This is a genomic window from Micromonospora sp. CPCC 205561 (assembly GCF_036906775.1).
In the GTDB taxonomy this organism is placed as follows: domain Bacteria; phylum Actinomycetota; class Actinomycetes; order Mycobacteriales; family Micromonosporaceae; genus Micromonospora.
This window is the reverse complement of sequence record NZ_JBAKHV010000003.1, coordinates 156,773-174,240: the sequence shown is the minus strand read 5'-3', so window position 1 is coordinate 174,240 and position 17,468 is coordinate 156,773. Positions and strand designations below refer to the sequence as shown.

Here is a 17,468-nt window from a genome sequence, read left to right as displayed (position 1 = left end):
GGCGTCGATCGCGCCGGTCGGATGCCCACCCCGATCGCGCCGGTCGGATCGGGTCACGCCCCAACGGGTCGGGGACCGCCAGTCGCCGGTCATCGCCAGGATGCGGTCCGCCACCGCCGGGGATCGACCGACTGGTGCAGATGCCGGCCCGGTACGCGGTCGACGGGCCAGCCGCCTCCCCGCGCGGCGTCGGCGGCCGACTCGTACGGGCGGTCCGCTCAGCGTGGGCCGCCCGGCCCGACCAGGCCCGTCTCGTAGGCGACGATGACCAGTTGGGCCCGGTCACGTACGCCCAGCTTGGTGAGCAACCGCCCGACGTGCGTCTTGACGGTGGCCGGACTGAGACTGAGGTGCACGGCCAGTTCGGCGTTGGACAGGCCCCGGGCGATGAGCGTGAGCACCTCCCGTTCCCGCTCGGTCACCCCCTCCAGCCGTCGCGGCAGCGGCCGGGCCGGCTCCGGCCGACGCGCGAACTCGTCGATCAGCCGGCGGGTCACCGTGGGCGCGAGCAGCCCCTCGCCGGCGGCCACCACCCGGATGCCGGCCAGCAGCTCCGCCGGCGGGGTGTCCTTGAGCAGGAACCCGCTCGCCCCGGCGCGCAGCGCCCCGTAGACGTACTCGTCCAGGTCGAACGTGGTCAGGATGATGACCCTCGTGCCGGCCGTCGCCGGGTCGCCGCAGATCCGTCGGGTCGCCTCGATGCCGTCCATCTCCGGCATCCGCACGTCCATCAGCACCACGTCCGGCCGGAACTCGGTGGTCGCCGCCACGGCCTCCACGCCGGTGCCCGCCTCACCAACCGTGGTGAGATCCGGGGCCAGATCGACCAACAGCCGGAAACTGCCGCGCAGCAGCGCCTGGTCGTCGGCGATGAGCACCCGGATCACGCGGCCACCCGGTAGGGCAGACTGGCCGTCACCGCGAAGCCGCCGTCCGGGCGCGGCCCGGCGCGGAACTCACCGCCGTGCAACGCCACCCGTTCCCGCATGCCGATCAGCCCGTGTCCCTCCCCGCCGGTCAGGACCGGACGCCGGCCGTCGTCGGTCACCTCGACCCTGACCTCGCGAGGTGTGACGGTCACCGTCGCCCGGCAGGTGGCCGGCGCCGCGTGCTTCACCACGTTGGTCACCGCCTCCTGCATGATCCGGTACACCGCCAGGCCCACCGACTCCGGCACCGCGCCGGCCGGTTCCTCCCGATGTACGTCGAGCCGTACGTCGACACCGCCGATCGCCGCCTGCTGGGCGAGCACGGGCAGCTCGGCCAGCCCGGGTGTCGGGGCGTACGGAGTGCCCTCGCGCAGCACGCCGAGCACCCGGCGGACGTCGGTCAGTGCGTTGCGTCCGGTCTCTTCGATGACCCGCAGGGCGGCCCCCGCCTCGCGGGGGTCGGCCTCGGCGACATGATTGGCGACGGCCGCCTTCACCACGATGAGGCTCAGCGTGTGCGCGACCACGTCGTGCAGTTCGCGCGCCACCCGTAACCGCTCCTCGGCGGCGGCCTGGCGGACCAGGTGCTCGCCCTGACGGGCGGCGAGGGCGCGTCGCTCGCGGACCAGCCAGCCGATCACCCAGGCGGGCGCGATCATGACGACGGCGTAGACGACCGCGCCGGAGCGCGACCAGAGGTCGCCCGCGGTCAGCACCAGGGCGACGCTCACCAGCGCGAGGCAGCCGACGGCGCAGAACCTCGACCGGCGCGTGCTCGTCGCCACGGCCACCGTGTAGAAGGACAGGCCGATGGCGAGCGCGGGCGCGGCGGCGGCATAGTTGGGGATCACGCCGGTGATCAGGGCAACAGCGGCGACGGAGCTGATCACGACGGCGGCGGTGACCGGCCACCGCCGCCGGACGGCCAACGGAAGCCCGAGGGCCATCCCGACGAGCACCGACACCCAGAGCGGCTCGCGTACGCCGCCGTGCAGCGGCGATTCCAGCGCCGCGTACGGGCAGAGCAGCCCGCCGACCGCCACGGAGAGCGCGGCGTCCACGGTGGCCAGCTCCGCCGGCCGCAGCCGCCGGGTCAGCAGGAGGGCAGTCACCCGTCAGAGCGTATCGGCCGCCCGGGCCGGCGGCGTCCGCCTGCGGGTGGTCGTCCCCGGGTATGACGTCCGGCCGCGTACCGGACCCGGATCCGCCCGGGGAAGGGCCGGAAAGTGTCCACACCGGCACGACGCCCGGCACCCGCCGGAGCCGGCACCCTGGCGGTCATGACCAGACATACGGTGACCCTGACAGGGCTGCGCGCGGTGTACGGCACCGGAGCCCGCCGGGTGACGGCGCTCGACGGCGTGACGACCAGCTTCGCCAGCGGTACGTTCACCGCCGTGATGGGCCCGTCGGGCTCGGGGAAGTCCACCCTGCTGCACTGCGCGGCCGGGTTGGACCGGCCGACCGAGGGGAGCGTCACGATCGACGGCAGGTGCCTCGACGACCTGGGCGAGGACGAGCTGACCCGGCTGCGCCGCGAGCGGGTCGGCTTCGTCTTCCAGGCGTTCAACCTGGTGTCCACGCTGACTGCGGCGCAGAACGTCGAGTTGCCGTTGCGCCTGGCCGGCCGCCGTCCACCGGCCCGGGACGTCACTGCCGCGCTCGACGCCGTCGGACTGGCCGACCGGGCCGGGCACCGGCCGAGCGAGTTGTCCGGCGGCGAGCAGCAACGCGTCGCCGTGGCCCGGGCGTTGATCACCCGACCCGCCGTGGTCTTCGCCGACGAACCTACCGGGGCACTGGACAGCGCGGCGTCCCGGCAGGTGCTCCGGCTGCTGCGCGCGCTCGTCGACGACCACCGGCAGACCGTCGTGATGGTGACCCACGACCCCGCCGCCGCCGCGTCTGCCGACCGGGTCCTCCTGCTCGCCGACGGCCGCGTCGTCGACGAACTGACCGGCGGGATCACCGCCGCCGTCGTCGCCGCGACGATCGCCGAGCGGGAGACGGCCAGCGGCAGGACCAGTGACCGGCAGGGGACGGCCAGCGGCGGGACGACTGTGCGGCGGGAGACGGCCAGGGCGCAGGCGGCCGTGCAGCGCCCGTGCTGAGCGTCCGGCGGTCGGCCAGCGCGTTCGTGGCCGTCGCCATCGGCGTCACCGTGGTCGCGGCGACCACCCTGCTGCTCGCCTCCGGGCGCCCGCAGGTGCCCGACCGGCTGGCGCGGGCGGCAGTCGTGGTGCAGAGCCCCGAGGCCGGTGCGCCGGCCGACTCGTTCGCGCCGACCCTGCCCTGGTCCGCCAGCAGGGCGGCGGAACTCACCAGCAGGCTGGTCGAGGTGCCGGGCGTCGCGGCGGCGGTGCCGGACCGGACCTTCTACGCCCAGCCGCTGGTCGACGGCCGGCCCTCGGGCACCGATGCCCAGCGGGAGGATGCCCACCAGGGGCACGGCTGGTCCAGCACCCGGCTGGGCGGAACCCGTCTCGCGGCCGGCGAGCCGCCCCGGCGGGCCGGCGAGGTCGTCGTCGACCGTGCGCTCGGGCTGCGTCCCGGTGGGTCGGTCACCCTGCTCACGGCGGCGGGCCCGGAGCCGTACACCGTCACCGGTCTGGTCGACGCACCCGGCGTCCTTGTCGCCGACGAGGTCGCCGCCGCGCTCGCGCCCGGGGTCCGGGCCATCGGCCTGCTGGTCGCGCCGGGTGCCGATCCCGAGGAGGTCGCCGAGGCGGCTCGCGGCGTCGTCGGCGGCGACGGACAGGTGCTGACCGGCGACGGACGCGGCGCGTTGGAGCCTCGGGGTGACGCCCGCACCCGCTGGATCGGCATGCAGGTGCTCACCGCCACGGCGGCCCTCGCCGGCTTCGTCACGGTCTTCGTGGTCGCCTCCACCTTCGCGTTCACCGTCGCGCAGCGCCGCCGCGAGCTGGGGCTGCTGCGCGCCGTCGGCGCCACTCCCCGTCAGGTCCGCCGCATGGTCGACACCGAGGCGCTCGTCGTCGGTGCCACGGCCGGGCTCACCGGCCTCCTGGTCGGCGCGGCGCTCGCCCCGGTTTTGGGCCGACTGCTGATCGACGTCGGATTCGAGCCGGCGACCTTCCGAGTCCGGTACGAACCCTGGCCGGTCGCGGTCTCGCTCGCCGCCGGCCCGGTGATCGCGCTGCTGGCCGTCTGGTCGGCGTCGCGCCGAGCGGCGCGGGTGCGCCCGCTGGAGGCGTTGCGCGAGGCGGCGGTGGAGCAGCGACCGATCGGGCGGCCGCGGGTCGCCACGGGGGTGCTGCTGGTCGCGGCGGGGGGCGCCCTCAGCCTCGGCACCGCGACGTCCGACGACGCCCGCAGCGCCGCGACGTTCGCCCTCTACGCGGTGATGGCCCTGGTGACCGGGGCCACCGTGCTGGCCCCGGCGGTCGTCGGCCCGGTGGTGCGGATACTGCGTTCGCCGGTGCGGCGGCGGGGTGGCGCGATCGGGATGCTGGTCCGGGCCGGGGCGTCGACCGCGACCCGGCGGACGGCTTCCACCGCCGCCCCGGTGCTGCTCACGGTCGCGTTCGCGGTGCTGGTCTCCGGGATGGTGCGTACCACCACGGCCGCGTACGAGGCAGGTCGGGCCGAGAGCGTGAACGCCGGCTGGATCGTCGTGCCCGACCGCGCACCAGGCCTGTCGGACCAGGCCGTCGCGGCGACCGGGGGCACCGCCCTGCTGCCGACGACGGTCTTCGAGAGCGACCCGGGCACGTCGCCGGAGCACCGGCCGCTGACCGCGCTCGGCGTGGACCCGGCGGGCTTCGCCGCCGCGAACCGGGCCCTCACCGTCGTCGCCGGTTCCCTGGACGACCTGAACGGCGACGACACGGTGGTCGTCACCGACTCGGCGAACCGGCTGCCGTCCGAGCCGTACGCACTGGTCTTCGCCGACGGCGAGTCGGTGTCGCTGCGCGTCGTCGCTGTCGTCACCGACGATTCGGTCCCCGGCGACCTGCTCCTGCCCCGGCACGTGGTGCGGGCGCACGACCCGTCGGCGCTCACCTCGGCGGTGTACGTCTCCGACCGCGTCGACCCTCCGGTGGGAGCGCGGATCATCGACGTGTCCGGTTGGGCGGCCGAAGCGGATCACGCCGAGGACCGCCTCGTCTGGCTGTTCACGCTGCTGCTGATCGGTGTCTCGGCTGGCTACGGGGCGGTCGCGGTGGCGAACACACTGCTGTTGGCCGCTGTCGGTCGGGTGGCCGACCTGCGGCTGATCCGCCTGGCCGGAGCGACCCGCAGGCAGGTCATCTGGCTGGTCACGGCCGAGTCCGCCCTGGTGGTGCTGATCGGCGCGCTGCTCGGGGGTGCCGTCGCATTCGTGGGTCTGCTGAGCATCCGGGCCGGCCTCGCCGAGCAGGTCGGCGCGCCGGTCGACCTGGTGGTGCCGTGGTCGGTGGTCGGCGGAGTGGTGGGGCTCTGCCTGCTGCTGGCGGTGCTGGCGAGCGCGCTGCCGACCTGGCGGTCACTGCGTCACCGTCCCGCCCGGTCCCCGGTCGGCCATCCGAGCATGGTCGGCGAGCGCTGACCTCACCCGCGCGGGCCCGCGAGCCGGGCGGCGGGGGTGGCATCCCCTCCACGTACTGGCAGGCTCGCGTGTTCGGTGGGTGCGAGTTCGGCGACATCGCCGACCGTAGGTGCCGCCTGGTCATCGGTCGCGCCCGGTGACCAGGCGGCACGACCTGACCGACGCGCGGTTGGCGGTCCTGGCGCGGCTGCCGCCTGCGGGTAACGGCCAGGTCGACCGTCGCGGTGCAGCAGGCGGCAGCTCATCGACGGCATGCGGTGGCGGGTTCGTGCCGGTGCGCCGTGGCGGGACGCACCGGCAGGAACCGAGTGGTGATCAGCTACTTTTCGGTGGCGGATCTCCCCCGCCTGCGCGGGGAGCAGGCCCGCCTACCTCGCCGTCACCGCTGCCCGGGTTACACAGGGCGCTGAATCCGATGACAGCCTCTTCGCCCTCTCCCGTGGCGAGGTCGCGCTGTCTCCGGCCCCGGTGCGGTCAGCGGTCAGCGGTCAGCAGAGGATGAGCAGGCACGCCTTGTAGACCGCGGTGTAGGTGGTGTCGGCGGTCGGCGCGTTGATCACGTGGCTTTGCGCGCCGCCGTCCGACCAGTGGTCGAAGCGGTACTTCTGCAGGCCGACGGTGTAGCTGCTGGGTGCGCTGATGGTGTTGACCGAGCCCTGGATCACCTGCCGGCTGAACGGCGCGACGCCGGTGAAGGAGCCGACGGTGAGGCTCACTCCGCTCGGATTGGTGGCGAATGTCAGCTGGACGGTCTTGGGGTCGAGCCGACGCACGGTGGTGTGGGTCAGGCCGGTGGCGTCCGTCGCGGTGAGCGCGAGATCGAGGTAGGACGGGTATTCGTGGTCTGGAGCGATGAACGAGCCACTCGCGGTGCCGTTCCAGTTCTGCACGACGTGGCTGTGGCAGCTGGTGGGGGTGGCGCAGTGCTGGATCCGCAGCTGCCAGGTCAGCGCCGAGGCGGGGAGGTTTCCCTGCTGGGGGTCGGTGGCGTGGCCGGTGAACGACAGCGGGTCGCCGACTTTCCAGGTGACAGCAGCGGTGGGGGTGTCGATGACGGCAACGGGTGCCGTGTTGCCCGGCTGGATGGTCACGGTCTCGTCGTCGTAGGCGCCGAGGGTGTCGGTGACCCGCAGCTTGGCGGTGTGGGTGCCGCTCGTGGGGTAGGTGTAACTGGTGGTCGCGGTGGTGGCGTCCCAGGAGCCGTCGTTGGTGAAGTCCCACTGGTAGGTGAGTCGTCCCTGGTCCGCGGGGTCGGTGTCGGTAGATCCGGTCCCGCTGAACGACACGGTCAGCGGGGCTGGGCCGGTGACGGGGGTGGCCGACAGTTGGGCGACCGGCGGCTGGTTGGCCGGGAAGTAGCGGACACGCCGTACCGTTCCGTTGATGTCGGCGTAGTAGAGCTCCCCGCCGGGACCGATGGCCATATCGACGACGCTGGCGGCGGACTGGACGAACGTCGCGATGTTCGTCGTCGACGGCAGACCGCCAGCGGTCGCTGGTTTCATCGCCCAGATGCAGCCCCGGGAGTTGTCGGCGAAGAACAAAGCTCCCTGGTACGCCGGCGGGTAGGACCCGCCGCTGGTGGGGTAGAACGCCAGGCCGGAGAGGGAGTCACCGCCGCTGGCGCAGGTCTCGCCATCGACGACGGCCGCGTTGTGGTGGTAGGTGAAGTAGGGCGCGGTCTGCCCGCTGCCGGTGTAGAGCGTCTCGCACAGGGGCAGGTTGGCGCTGTCGTAGCTGGTGTTGCGGGCGGCGCCCTCGTAGCAGGGCCAGCCGAAGTTGGCCGGCGTCGCCGTCGGGTTGACGATCCGTTCGATGTCCTCCCAGGCGGTCCAGCCGACGTCGCCGGTCCAGATCTCGCTGGTGCCCGGTCGGACGGTCAACCGGAACGGGTTGCGCAGTCCCTGCGCGACGATCCGCCGGGTGTTCAGATCGGCGGAGCCGATGTTGGCGTTGCCCGCCGCGGCGGCGCCGGTCGCCGGCTCCAGCCGCAGTACGGCGCCGTTGAGCCCGGTCGGGTCGGCGGCCGAACGGGAGTCCTGCGACCGCAGCGCACCGCCTTCGTTGGCGGGGTCGCCGCACGGGTTGGCGGGGCTGCCGAGCTGCCCGTAGTCGGTGGCGCTGAAGCTCGCGCCGTCACCGCTGGTGGCGTAGAGCTTGCCATCGGCGCCGAAGCCCAGGTCCCCCACCGAGTGGGACGGGAACTGCTGGCACCAGTCCTGGATGAGGACCTGCTCGGTCCCGGTCATCACATCACCGTTGGCCTGCAGCCGGGACAGCCGGCCGGTGACGAGGCACTTGCCGCCGTTGGCGCCGCCGGCGACGCTGTCGCAGCTGTCGTTCCAGTACGGGGCGCTCTGCCCGGGTGGGGCGTCGTAGGTGTAGAGGACGTAGACCCACGGATCAGCGGGGAATCCCGGAGCCAGCGCCAGGCCGAGCAGCCCTCGGTCCCACACGTTGTGGGTGTTGGCCGACAGGTCGGCGAACACGGTCGGAGTGGGGTCCGCGATGCTGTCGAAGACTTTGATCTTGCCGCCCTTCTCGGCGACGAAGACCTTGCCGTTCGCGGCGAACTCGATGTTCGTCGGCTGGCTCAGCCCAGCAAAGACGATCTGCTCCTGAAACCCTGTCGGCACTGTCGCCGCTTGAGCCGCCGGCTCCGGCCAACCGGCGGAGGCCGTCACGACGACCAGCGACACGGTCAGTATGCCGGTCAGCCAACGGTTGCGGCGCATGCTGTCCTCCAGCGGTAGGCAACAGCGCCATGATATAGACAGAGCCCGATCAAGCGACTGTCGCTTAAATGACAGCCCACTGTCCTCGCCGGGTCTCGGCCGGAGAGCGGCCTCCGAGGCCGAGGTCTCACGTGGGCGGGCGTGAGGGAGGCACTGGCCCGCGGCCCGGCCTCTAGATCAACGACCCCGTAGGCCGCCGCATTGTCCGGGCCCCGCTCGACCGACTGCTGCCATGGTGTCGACCGAGCGGGGACCTCGACGATGCGATGTTGGTCAGTGCGGCATCAGGTGCCGGGTGAAGGACCGGACCGCGCTGTCCAGTTCATGTTCCGGGAGCCGGTCGCCGTGTCGGCCCGGGTTGGCGTGCGGCTCGACGGATGAAGCGGCGGTGCAGAGCTGGTTCAGGGCCGGCGCACGGCCCGGACGACGTCCAGCGACCCGATCTCGCCGGATAGGCCCGCGTCGGCGAGCTCGGCGAGCAGGAGCTCGGCGGAGATGACGTGCCAGTGGTGGCGAGCGTGGTCCTCCCGCAGGACGGTACCGTCGGCGTCCAGTACCCGGTAGCGCATCCGCCAGGTCACCGTGTCCGGGCCGGAGGGCTCGGCGGAGCCGCCGCCCTCGTAGGTGTAGCGGCCGACCGGAACGGCGAAGACCGAGAACGGAATCGGGGTCGGCTCCGCCGGTGGTTGCAGGTTCAGCACCAACGGCGCGCCGGGGACGAGGCGGTCGGCCACCCGGCGCAGGAACGTCCGGCGTCCCTCCGGGTCGAGGTGGCCGATCATGTTCATGGCCAGCACCGCGCCGAGTCGGGCGGGTAGATCGGCACCGAGGGCGTCGTCGGCCACCACGGTCACCCGCTGCCGCAGGTCGGGTCGCGCGGTCATCCGGGACAGCAGCACCGCCCGCAGCACAGGCGACGGCTCCACCGCCACCACGTCGGCGTCCGAGACGGTGGCGGCGAGCACCTCGGTACCTAGACCACTGCCGGCGCCCACGTCGAGCAACGTCGCGTCACCGGCCGCGCCGCGCAACGCCTCGGTCACCGGCGTGCGCAGGGCCCGCCAGGCCGGCTCGCTGAGCAGGTGAAGATACTCCGCGGAGATCGCGTACTCGTCACTCACAGCGCCACCATAATGCAAACCGTTTCCGTTGCCACTGGGTGGTGCGGGCTGCCGCGCACCACACCGAAGCCGTCCAGGCCGCTGGCGAGCACGTCCCACGACCGCTGCGGACTGCTCTGTCGCGATCGTCGACGACCCCGGGGTGGAACTGGCCGATCGGCTGATGCAATACTGAAAACCGTTGTCGTTATCGTTGTGCCTCTGACCGAGGAGCGAACACTGTGTCCCGACGTTGTGACGTCACCGGCGCGAAGCCAAGCTTCGGCAACGCCGTGTCCCACTCCCACCGACGCACCCGCCGCCGCTGGAACCCGAACCTGCAGAACCACCGCTACTGGCTGCCCTCGGAGCGGCGCTGGGTGCGGTTGGCCCTGACCGCGAAGGCGCTGAAGACCGTGGACCGCAGGGGCGTCGAGGCGGTCGTGGCCGAGCTGCGTGCCCGGGGGGTGAAGCTCTGATGGCCCGGCAGAGCGACGTGCGTCCGATCGTGCGGCTGCGCAGCACCGCCGGCACCGGCTACACGTACGTGACCCGCAAGAACCGCCGCAACGACCCCGACCGCCTCGTCCTGCGCAGGTACGACCCGGTCGTACGCCGGCACGTCGAGTTCCGTGAGGCGCGCTGATGGCCAGGAGGAGCCTGGTCGACAGGCAGGCCCGCCGCGAGGAACTGGTGGCTCGGCACGCGCGAGCACGCGCGGAGCTGAAGCGGCTGGTCGGTCACCCGGACACCGACCCGGACGTACGTGCCGGGGCGGTCCGCCGGCTCAGCCGGCTGCCGAGGGATTCGAGCCCGGTGCGGCTGCGGTCGCGGGACCAGGTCGACGGCCGTCCACGTGGGGTGCTGTCCCGGTTCGGGTTGTCCCGGGTGCGCTTCCGCGAGCTGGCACTACGCGGCGAGATGCCCGGAGTACGCAAGGCGTCGTGGTGACGCCGCCACACCGTCCGGGCCGGAGAGACCGGGCGGCGCAGCACCGCCGGTTCGGATCGCACGTATTACCGCGCGCAGGCGTGCGCGGTGTGAAGGGGGAGGTATGAATGCGACAGTGAGGGTCCGCGGTTTCGCGGCCCTGGTCGCCGGGGCGGTGGTGGTCGCCGGTACGGTGCTGGCGCCCACGGCTGCGTCGGCGGCGGAGAAGGTGGTGCTGTCCAAGGGGCACACCGACGCGGTCGACGTGCACTACAGCGACGGGAAGCTGTCGTTGAAGGTCAACGACGACACCGTCAGCCCCGCGGTCGAGCGGGACCCGGCGGACGTGACGTTCCAGGTCCTGCCGGAGGCGGCCATGGCCGTCCCGGACGACCCCCGGTTCGCCTTTCTCGGGCAGGCCGGCAGCCAGGTCTGGCTGCTGCCGATGACCCAGGATCCGGATCTGCTCTGGCCGGGCTGGAACACCACGACGCTCGACTCGGGGGTGTTCGAGGGAAACAAGGTGCGGCTGAGCCTGGTCGGCGTGCAGGGACCGGGCAACGTCACGCTGTTCACCCAGGACTCGTTCGGCGGTCCGATCGTCAAGTTCCGCGGCGACGACGGGCTGCCCGACGCGATCGACGTCCCGGTGCACACCCACGCGCACTCGAACTGGGCGTTCAGCGCGCTGGGCAGCTACACCCTGAAGTTCCAGGCCGACGCGACCCTGGCCAACGGCACCACGCTCAGCACCGGGCCCGTCGACTACTCGTTCGTCGTGGGTGAACTGCCCGGCAGCGGACCGCAGGTCGACCTGTCGATCAGCGGCATGGCCGACGAGTACCAGCCCAACGACACCGTCACGCTCAACGCGGTGCAGACCCCGCGGACCGAACTGGACCACTATCACTGGTTCAGCAAGTGCCCCGGCGCGGCCGACTGGACCGTCATCGCGGGAGAGGCGGGCGCGAGCTACTCCTTCACCGCGACTCGGGAGCTGAACGCCTGCGAGTACGTGGCCAAGCTCTACGACGACGACCACCGCGTCGCCGCGACCAGCGAGCCGGTCACTCTCCGGGTGGCGTTCCCGCCGCAGGACCCCGGCACGACGCAGACGATCACCGCGTCGATCGACGAGACGCAGGGCTCCCTGGTGATCAGCGTCAACCCGGACGACCGGGCCGTGGTACTGCCGCCAGCGCAGCTCACCGCCAGCGGCGACCGGTGGGAGAGCAACGGTGAGCTCCGACCGGTCACGGTGACCGACACCCGCGCCGGCCAGCCGGGATGGAGCGCCTCCGGACAGATCCCGGCCGACTTCACCGGCCCGGACGGTGCGACGTTCAGCGCCGGCTACCTCGGCTGGAGCCCCCGGGTGCTGGCACAGGGTTCCGGGCAGGGCGTGGTCGCAGGCCCGCAGGTGGCACCCTACGTCGTCGCAACCGGCGGCGGTCTGGGAACCAGCGCGGTGCTGGGCTCGGCCTCGCCCGGCGCCGGTCGAGGTACCGCACAGCTCGGCGCGGGCCTGCGGCTGAGCCTGCCTACCGAGACGGCCGCGGGGACCTACACCGCGACCCTCACCCTCACCGCGATCTGATCGCCTCAACCCGCCCGGTGGCCGGCGCCGTGCCGAGCCACCGGGCGGTCACCAGAGTGGGCGGGCGTTGCCGCGCCCACCCCACCCGCCCGTCATCGCCGAGGAACGGATCACCTCTCCGCCATGCGCCTGCTCGCCGCCATCGCCACCGGCATCGCCCTGCTCGGCGCGGCCCCGGCGCCGCCCACACCGACGCCTGGCGCATCGTCGGCCGTAACCTGGGGGGTGGCGCCGTCGACCGCGAAGGGCCCGAACGGCCGGCCGGCGTTCACCTACAAGCTCGACCCCGGCGCCACCCTGACCGACTACGTCGCGGTCACCAACCACTCGGCGCGCCCGCTCACCCTCAACCTCTACGCCAGCGACGCGTTCACCACCGCACAGGGCGGCTTCGACCTGCTGGCCGGCGGCCGGCAACCCACCGATGTCGGCTCCTGGGTCCGCCTGAGCCAACGCAGCGTGACGATCCCCTCGACGTCCCGCCTGAACGTCCCGTTCACCCTCACTGTGCCGCGCAACGCCACGCCGGGCGACCACGCCGGGGGAATCGTCGCCTCGCTCGCCGCCACGTCGGCGGACGCCCAGGGCAACCAGGTCGCCGTCGACCACCGGGTCGGCGCGCGGATCTACCTGCGGGTGACCGGTGAGCTGCAGCCCGCGCTGACCGTCGAGAACCTCCGGGTGCGACACAGCGGCTCGCTCAACCCCCTGGCCGGCGGCACGCTCACCGCCACCTTCACCGTCCGGAACACCGGCAACGTCCGGCTCACCGGACGACCCACGCTCAACGCGGCCGGCCCCTTCGGCCTCGGCCGGCGCTCCGTGGACGCGGCGGCCCTGCCGGAGATCCTGCCCGGCGGTGAACTGACCACCACCGTACGCATGACGGACGTCCCGCCGCTGTTCCGGCTGACCGCGAGCGCCGCCGTCACGCCCGCCGCCGTGGGCGACCAGGTCCTCGATCCGCCTCCCGCGGTCGACACGGCGCAGGCCTCGATCTGGGCGGTGCCCGGGCCGCAGCTGGCCCTGCTGGCCGTGCACGCCCTCGCAGTCTGGGTGTTGATCGCCGTCCGCCGCCGGCGGGCCCGACAGTTCGCGCGGGCGGTGGCCACCGCCCGCGAGGAGGGCCGCAACGAGGCCAGCCGGGAGACCGAACGGAGTTCGGACGGCCAGGATGCCGCGATCCCCGCCGTCGTCGGCGCGGGTCCCCGAGCCGGCGGCGACGGCGATCCAGCGCCCGACCGTTCGGCACCAGACGCCGATCGGCCTGGACAGAGCCGTGACAACTCACGACCGGACATCGGCCATACGAGGAAGGGCAAGCAGTGACACGGCCGCGCCGGTACCGCGCCGGCGCGCTCGATCACGTCGCAGGGCACCGCCACCGGCCACACCGCCACGAACGACCACGTCGCCTTGGGAGCGAGCAATGAGAACGAAAAGCATGCGTACCGGTGCCGCCAGCCTTGCCTTGGTCGTACTGTCGCTGGCCGCAGGAGCCGCGCCGGCCGCCGCGGAACCGGTCGCGGTCACCGCGGCCGGTGCGGACCTGGTCTCCGTGGCGCTCGACGGTGCTGCGATGTCGCTGCGCATCCGCGACGCCGCGCAGGCGACCCGCGATGCGCCCGGACGCGACCCGGCTGAGGTGGTGCTCGGCCCGGACGGCGGCCTGGCTGGCCGGGTGCCGGCCGGGAGGGCCTTCGCCTTCCTCGGAACACCGGGCCAGGCGGTGTGGTCACTGTCCGCCGGCGACACCGGGTTCCCGGCCCTGGACACCACCGGAGTACGCCCCGGCGTCGTCGCCGACGACACGGTCGCCCTCACCCTGCACTCGGTGCAGGGGCCCGGAAACTTCACCGCCTACACCCTGGCCGGTATCGGCACGGCGAGCCCGCTCTTTGGCAGCCGCCCGGGCGTGACGCGGACGGCGCAGCTACCGGTGGGGATGCGTACCGGAGGTGTGGTCTGGGCCTTCGACGCCGCAGGAGCCTACCGTTTCACCCTGACCGGCTCCGCCACCCTGCGCTCGGGCGTGAAGGTCAGCGCCGACGCGACGTACCAGGTGCGTGTGCCGGTGATCAGCCCTGCCGAACAGGCGCCGCTGCCGGTCGCGCCCGAGCCGGCGATGCGGCCCGACGGACCGGCGCGGGCACTGGCCGCACCCGCACCCGCACCCTCGAAGGCTGCGGCTGCGCCGAAGCCCGCCGCAGCCGCACCGCCGACGGCGAAGGCGGCGGCGAACACCTCCACCGGCTCCCGTCAGGTGATCGCCGACGGGCACGTCGACATGGGCCCGCAATTCTCCGGAGACAACTGGACGATCCGGATCAAGGACGACCGCGCCAGCCCTGCCGTGTGGCGGGAGACCACCGACGTGGTCCTGCACATCAGGGACAACGCGAAGATCACCGTGCCGGCCGCGGCGGAGTTCCTGGGCAAGCAGGGCGACACGGTGTGGCTGCTGCCGCAGTCCCAGCAGGCCGGCATCGTCTGGCCCGGCTGGAACACCCAGCACCAGTCCGTCGTGTCCGGCGTCAAGGGCAACGTCACCTGGGCGCTCAAGGGGGTCAACGGTCCGGGGCGGTTCGCTCTCTTCCTGACCGGCTCGTTCGGCAAGGCCGACGTGCTGTTCGACTCCGCCAAGCCGTTCCCGCAGCAGCTGGCCGTTCCGCTGAACACCCATGCGCACGGCAACTGGGCGTTCAGCAAGCCCGGCCTGTACCGCCTCGCGGTGCAGATGAGTGGCACCACCACCACGGGCAAGGCGGTCACGGACACGAAGACGCTGACCATCGCCGTCGGCGAGAGCACCGACCCGACCAGCGGCTTCGGACCGGGCAGCGGCCCCGCGAGTGGTGGGGACAACAACGGGGAGGAACAGGGCGGTGCTGGCCGTCTCCCGCGCACCGGCACCGGCTGGGTGCTGTCGGCCGGCGCCGTCGGCGTGGTTCTCGTCGCCGCCGGGGCGCTGCTGGTGCTGCTGGCCCGTCGCCGTCGCGCCGGCCTCGCCGACACCGCAACGGCGAACACGTGAGCCCGCTGGTCGCGTCACGGCTGCGGCGGGCGATCCTGCCGCTGCTGTTCGTGGGGCTGGTCGCCGGCTGCCGGTCCGAGGTGGCATTGAGCGCGAACGACGAGCGTCTGCAGGTCGTCACGACCACCGGAATCCTGCGAGACCTGGTGAGCAACGTCGGCGGTGACCGGGTAGCGGTCACCTCGTTGGTGCCCGACGGTGCCGATCCGCACAGCTACGAGCCGTCGCTGCGCGACATCCGTGACGTCGTCTACGCCGACGTCGCGTTCAGCAACTACCTGCTGCTGGAAGAGCAGGCCATCATCAAGGCGCTGGATGCGAACCTGCGCGACGGCGTACCGAACGTCTCGCTGGCCGAGGGAGCGGTGAAGTACGCCGCGGAGATCATCCCGCTGGTGGAGGACGTGTCGCTGGACACCATCTGGCTGGGCATGCGGGTGCGCGGCACCGGTGCGGCGCAAGGGGCGAACCGCGCCTCGGACGTGTTGCTCAGCGCAACCTCCGCCGACGGTCCGGGGGGTGTGGTCGCGTACCTGACTGAGTCGTTCGGCAACCCGTCGTTCTACGTCGACTCCACCGACGGGTTCGATCCCGCCACCGGCTTCCGCGACGACACCGCCACGCTGCCGCCCGACGCGCACACGCACATGAGCTGGGCGTTCACCAAGCCGGGTGTCTACCGGCTGACCATGCGGGCGCAGCTGTCCGTAAATCCGCAGTCGCCGCCGGTCTCGATGGGCGAGCAGGTGTTCACGTTCGCCGTCGGGGTGGATCCGCACTCGGTGCCGGGCCTGGCCGGAGCGGCGGTCCTGAACTCCGGGCACGCCGACCTCACCGTCGACCTGGACCAGCGGCGTCTCTACCTGTTCGCCGACCCCGAGGGCAGCGGAGAGGCGAACCAGCGGGTCTACGATCCGGCCCGCACCGTCATCGAGGTACCGAGCAAGGCGCTGCTCGAGGTGCCCGGTGACCGGAAGTTCCGGTTCCTCGGCCGGCCCGGCACCCAGGTCTACCAGCTTCCGCAGGCGGTCCTCGGCAAGCACGTGCACGGCGAGATCGACCCGCACCTGTGGCAGAACGTCCGCAACGCCATCTCCTACACCGAGCTCATCCGCGACACCCTCATCGGGGCCGACCCCCAGGGCGCGCCCGCCTACCAGTCGAACGCCTCGGCCTACATCCGGGAACTGGAGAAGCTCGACACTGACGTTCGGGACACCATCGCCCGGATCCCGCCGTCGCGACGGCACCTGGTCACCACGCATGACGCGTTCGGCTACCTGGGGCAGGCGTACGGTGTCCGGATCTCCGGCTTCGTCACCCCGAATCCAGCTACCGAGCCGAGCCTGGCCGACCGTCGCCGGCTCACCGAGACCATCCGCAACCTGAAGATCCCCGCGGTGTTCCTGGAACCCGGCCTCGCTGCCCGCTCCACCACCCTGACGGAGGTGGCCCGGGAAGAGGGACTACGGGTGTGTCCGATCTACGGCGACACCCTCGACGGCGACATCACCAGCTACGCGCAGATGATGCGGTTCAACGCCGAGTCGCTGCACAAGTGCCTGACCACCGACAAGCAGGGGAGGAACCAGTGACGGCAGGACGGGCGCGACCGCGCACCCGCGCAACCGGGCTGGTCGCGCGATGCGCGTTGGTGACGCTCATCGTGCTTACGGCGGCCCAGACTCCCGCGACGGCGAAGGAGCCCACCCCGGGTCTCGGCCAGTCGATCGCCGCCGACCAGCCCCTGACGACCGGTCGGGCGGAACTCTCCGCCGGACATGTCGACCTCGGCCCCCGCTACGTCGACAACCAGTGGACGCTGCTGATCCACGACGGCACGCAGGAACGACCGGTGTGGCGCAACCCCGACCAGACCCTCCTGCGAGTCTCCGACGCCGCGCTGCAGACCGTTCCGGACGACCCGGCGTACGCCTTCCTCGGCGTCGACGCCGGCAAGCGGGTGCATGTGGTGCCGCAGGTGCAGAACCCCGATGTCGTCTGGCTCGGCTGGAACACCCAGGACCCCCGGGTGATGCAGAGCATCGACCGCGGGGTCACCCTGACCCTGCTCGGCGTACGGGGGCCGGGGACCCTCACGACGTATCTGCAGGCGGGCAACTTCGCCGCTCCTCAGCCGCTGTGGCGATCCACCGAGCCGAAGGCGCAGCCCTTCTGGGCCGAGGTCAACACCCACACCCACGCCAACTGGGTCTTCACCGCACCCGGCGTCTACCTGGTCGCGGTGCAGATCTCCGCCGAACTGATCGGAGGCGAGACGGTGTCAGCGACCCGTACGCTGCGCTTCGCGGTGGGAGACGCCACCAGCGCCGACGAGGCGTACGCCGCGGCGGCGGACATCCCGTTGGCGGCCGGTCAGGTCGGGTCCGGGACGGACCGGACCGAGGCCGCCGATCGGACCGACGGTTCCGGCAGCCTGCTCGCGGTGGGGCTGACGGGCGCAGCCGTCCTGCTGTCTATCGGCCTGGTCCTGCTGCTCCTAGGCGGGCGCGGCGCGAAGCGGCGAGCCGAACGGGAACGCGCCGCCGCACCGTCGGAGAAGAAGCCGTGAGAGTGCTCGACATCGAAGGGCT

Annotated in this window: 14 protein-coding genes and 2 pseudogenes; 11 read left to right on the top strand and 5 right to left on the bottom strand. The window is 72.5% G+C overall.

The features are described 5' to 3' along the window. Positions 1-218: 218 nt before the first annotated feature. The gene (locus tag V6V16_RS04220; RefSeq protein ID WP_334559595.1) at positions 219-887 is read right to left on the bottom strand and encodes a response regulator transcription factor; all 669 of its coding nucleotides are present in this window, start codon (positions 885-887) and stop codon (positions 219-221) included. Then, the gene (locus V6V16_RS04215; protein WP_334559594.1) at positions 884-2,041 is read right to left on the bottom strand and encodes a sensor histidine kinase; all 1,158 of its coding nucleotides are present in this window, start codon (positions 2,039-2,041) and stop codon (positions 884-886) included. The genes V6V16_RS04220 and V6V16_RS04215 overlap by 4 nt, the downstream gene beginning before the upstream one ends. 168 nt (positions 2,042-2,209) lie before the next feature. Here V6V16_RS04215 and V6V16_RS04210 point away from each other — a divergent pair, with 168 nt between their 5' ends. From V6V16_RS04210 to V6V16_RS04200, 3 genes and pseudogenes are all read left to right on the top strand, one after another. Further along, a complete protein-coding gene (locus V6V16_RS04210) occupies positions 2,210-3,040 on the top strand; it encodes an ABC transporter ATP-binding protein (protein ID WP_334559593.1) in 831 nt (276 codons plus the stop codon). Then, a complete protein-coding gene (locus tag V6V16_RS04205; RefSeq protein WP_334559591.1) occupies positions 3,034-5,478 on the top strand; it encodes an ABC transporter permease in 2,445 nt (814 codons plus the stop codon). The genes V6V16_RS04210 and V6V16_RS04205 overlap by 7 nt, the downstream gene beginning before the upstream one ends. 136 nt (positions 5,479-5,614) lie before the next feature. Further along, positions 5,615-5,778 (top strand): annotated as a pseudogene (locus V6V16_RS04200) (transposase); the annotation flags it as partial. 188 nt (positions 5,779-5,966) lie between these two features. Here V6V16_RS04200 and V6V16_RS04195 read toward each other — a convergent pair. The 3 genes and pseudogenes from V6V16_RS04195 to V6V16_RS04185 all read right to left on the bottom strand — a co-directional run bounded on the left by V6V16_RS04195 (position 5,967) and on the right by V6V16_RS04185 (position 9,334). Beyond that, positions 5,967-8,213: a PQQ-dependent sugar dehydrogenase gene (locus tag V6V16_RS04195; protein WP_334559589.1), complete on the bottom strand. Its 2,247-nt coding sequence runs from the start codon at positions 8,211-8,213 to the stop codon at positions 5,967-5,969. 172 nt (positions 8,214-8,385) lie between these two features. Next, positions 8,386-8,579: pseudogene (locus V6V16_RS27855) on the bottom strand (hypothetical protein); the annotation flags it as partial. A 35-nt stretch (positions 8,580-8,614) separates the two neighbouring features. Next, positions 8,615-9,334, bottom strand: a complete 720-nt coding sequence (locus tag V6V16_RS04185; RefSeq protein WP_334559587.1) for an SAM-dependent methyltransferase — start codon at positions 9,332-9,334, stop codon at positions 8,615-8,617. Between the two features lie 221 nt (positions 9,335-9,555). Between V6V16_RS04185 and rpmB the strand changes: the two genes are divergently transcribed. The 8 genes from rpmB (at position 9,556) to V6V16_RS04145 (ending at position 17,446) form a co-directional block, all read left to right on the top strand. Continuing rightward, a complete protein-coding gene (rpmB, locus tag V6V16_RS04180; protein ID WP_334559586.1) occupies positions 9,556-9,792 on the top strand; it encodes a 50S ribosomal protein L28 in 237 nt (78 codons plus the stop codon). Next, positions 9,792-9,959, top strand: a complete 168-nt coding sequence (rpmG, locus tag V6V16_RS04175) for a 50S ribosomal protein L33 (protein ID WP_334559585.1) — start codon at positions 9,792-9,794, stop codon at positions 9,957-9,959. Before rpmB ends, rpmG begins: the two co-directional genes overlap by 1 nt. Next, on the top strand, positions 9,959-10,264 hold the full coding sequence (gene rpsN / locus V6V16_RS04170; protein ID WP_334559584.1) for a 30S ribosomal protein S14: 306 nt from the start codon (positions 9,959-9,961) through the stop codon (positions 10,262-10,264). The genes rpmG and rpsN overlap by 1 nt, the downstream gene beginning before the upstream one ends. A 103-nt stretch (positions 10,265-10,367) precedes the next feature. After that, a complete protein-coding gene (locus V6V16_RS04165) occupies positions 10,368-11,840 on the top strand; it encodes a choice-of-anchor M domain-containing protein (protein WP_334559583.1) in 1,473 nt (490 codons plus the stop codon). A 123-nt stretch (positions 11,841-11,963) separates the two neighbouring features. After that, positions 11,964-13,169: a WxL protein peptidoglycan domain-containing protein gene (locus tag V6V16_RS04160; protein WP_334559581.1), complete on the top strand. Its 1,206-nt coding sequence runs from the start codon at positions 11,964-11,966 to the stop codon at positions 13,167-13,169. A 115-nt stretch (positions 13,170-13,284) separates the two neighbouring features. Next, a complete protein-coding gene (locus V6V16_RS04155) occupies positions 13,285-14,874 on the top strand; it encodes a TIGR03773 family transporter-associated surface protein (protein ID WP_334559654.1) in 1,590 nt (529 codons plus the stop codon). Further along, positions 14,871-16,469 carry an anchored repeat ABC transporter, substrate-binding protein gene (locus V6V16_RS04150; RefSeq protein WP_334559579.1) on the top strand — a complete coding sequence of 533 codons (1,599 nt, stop codon included), beginning with the start codon at positions 14,871-14,873 and terminating at the stop codon, positions 16,467-16,469. Before V6V16_RS04155 ends, V6V16_RS04150 begins: the two co-directional genes overlap by 4 nt. Next, positions 16,466-17,446 (top strand): choice-of-anchor M domain-containing protein, encoded by a 981-nt coding sequence (locus V6V16_RS04145; protein ID WP_442934025.1) that lies wholly within the window; start codon positions 16,466-16,468, stop codon positions 17,444-17,446. Before V6V16_RS04150 ends, V6V16_RS04145 begins: the two co-directional genes overlap by 4 nt. Positions 17,447-17,468: the final 22 nt, after the last annotated feature.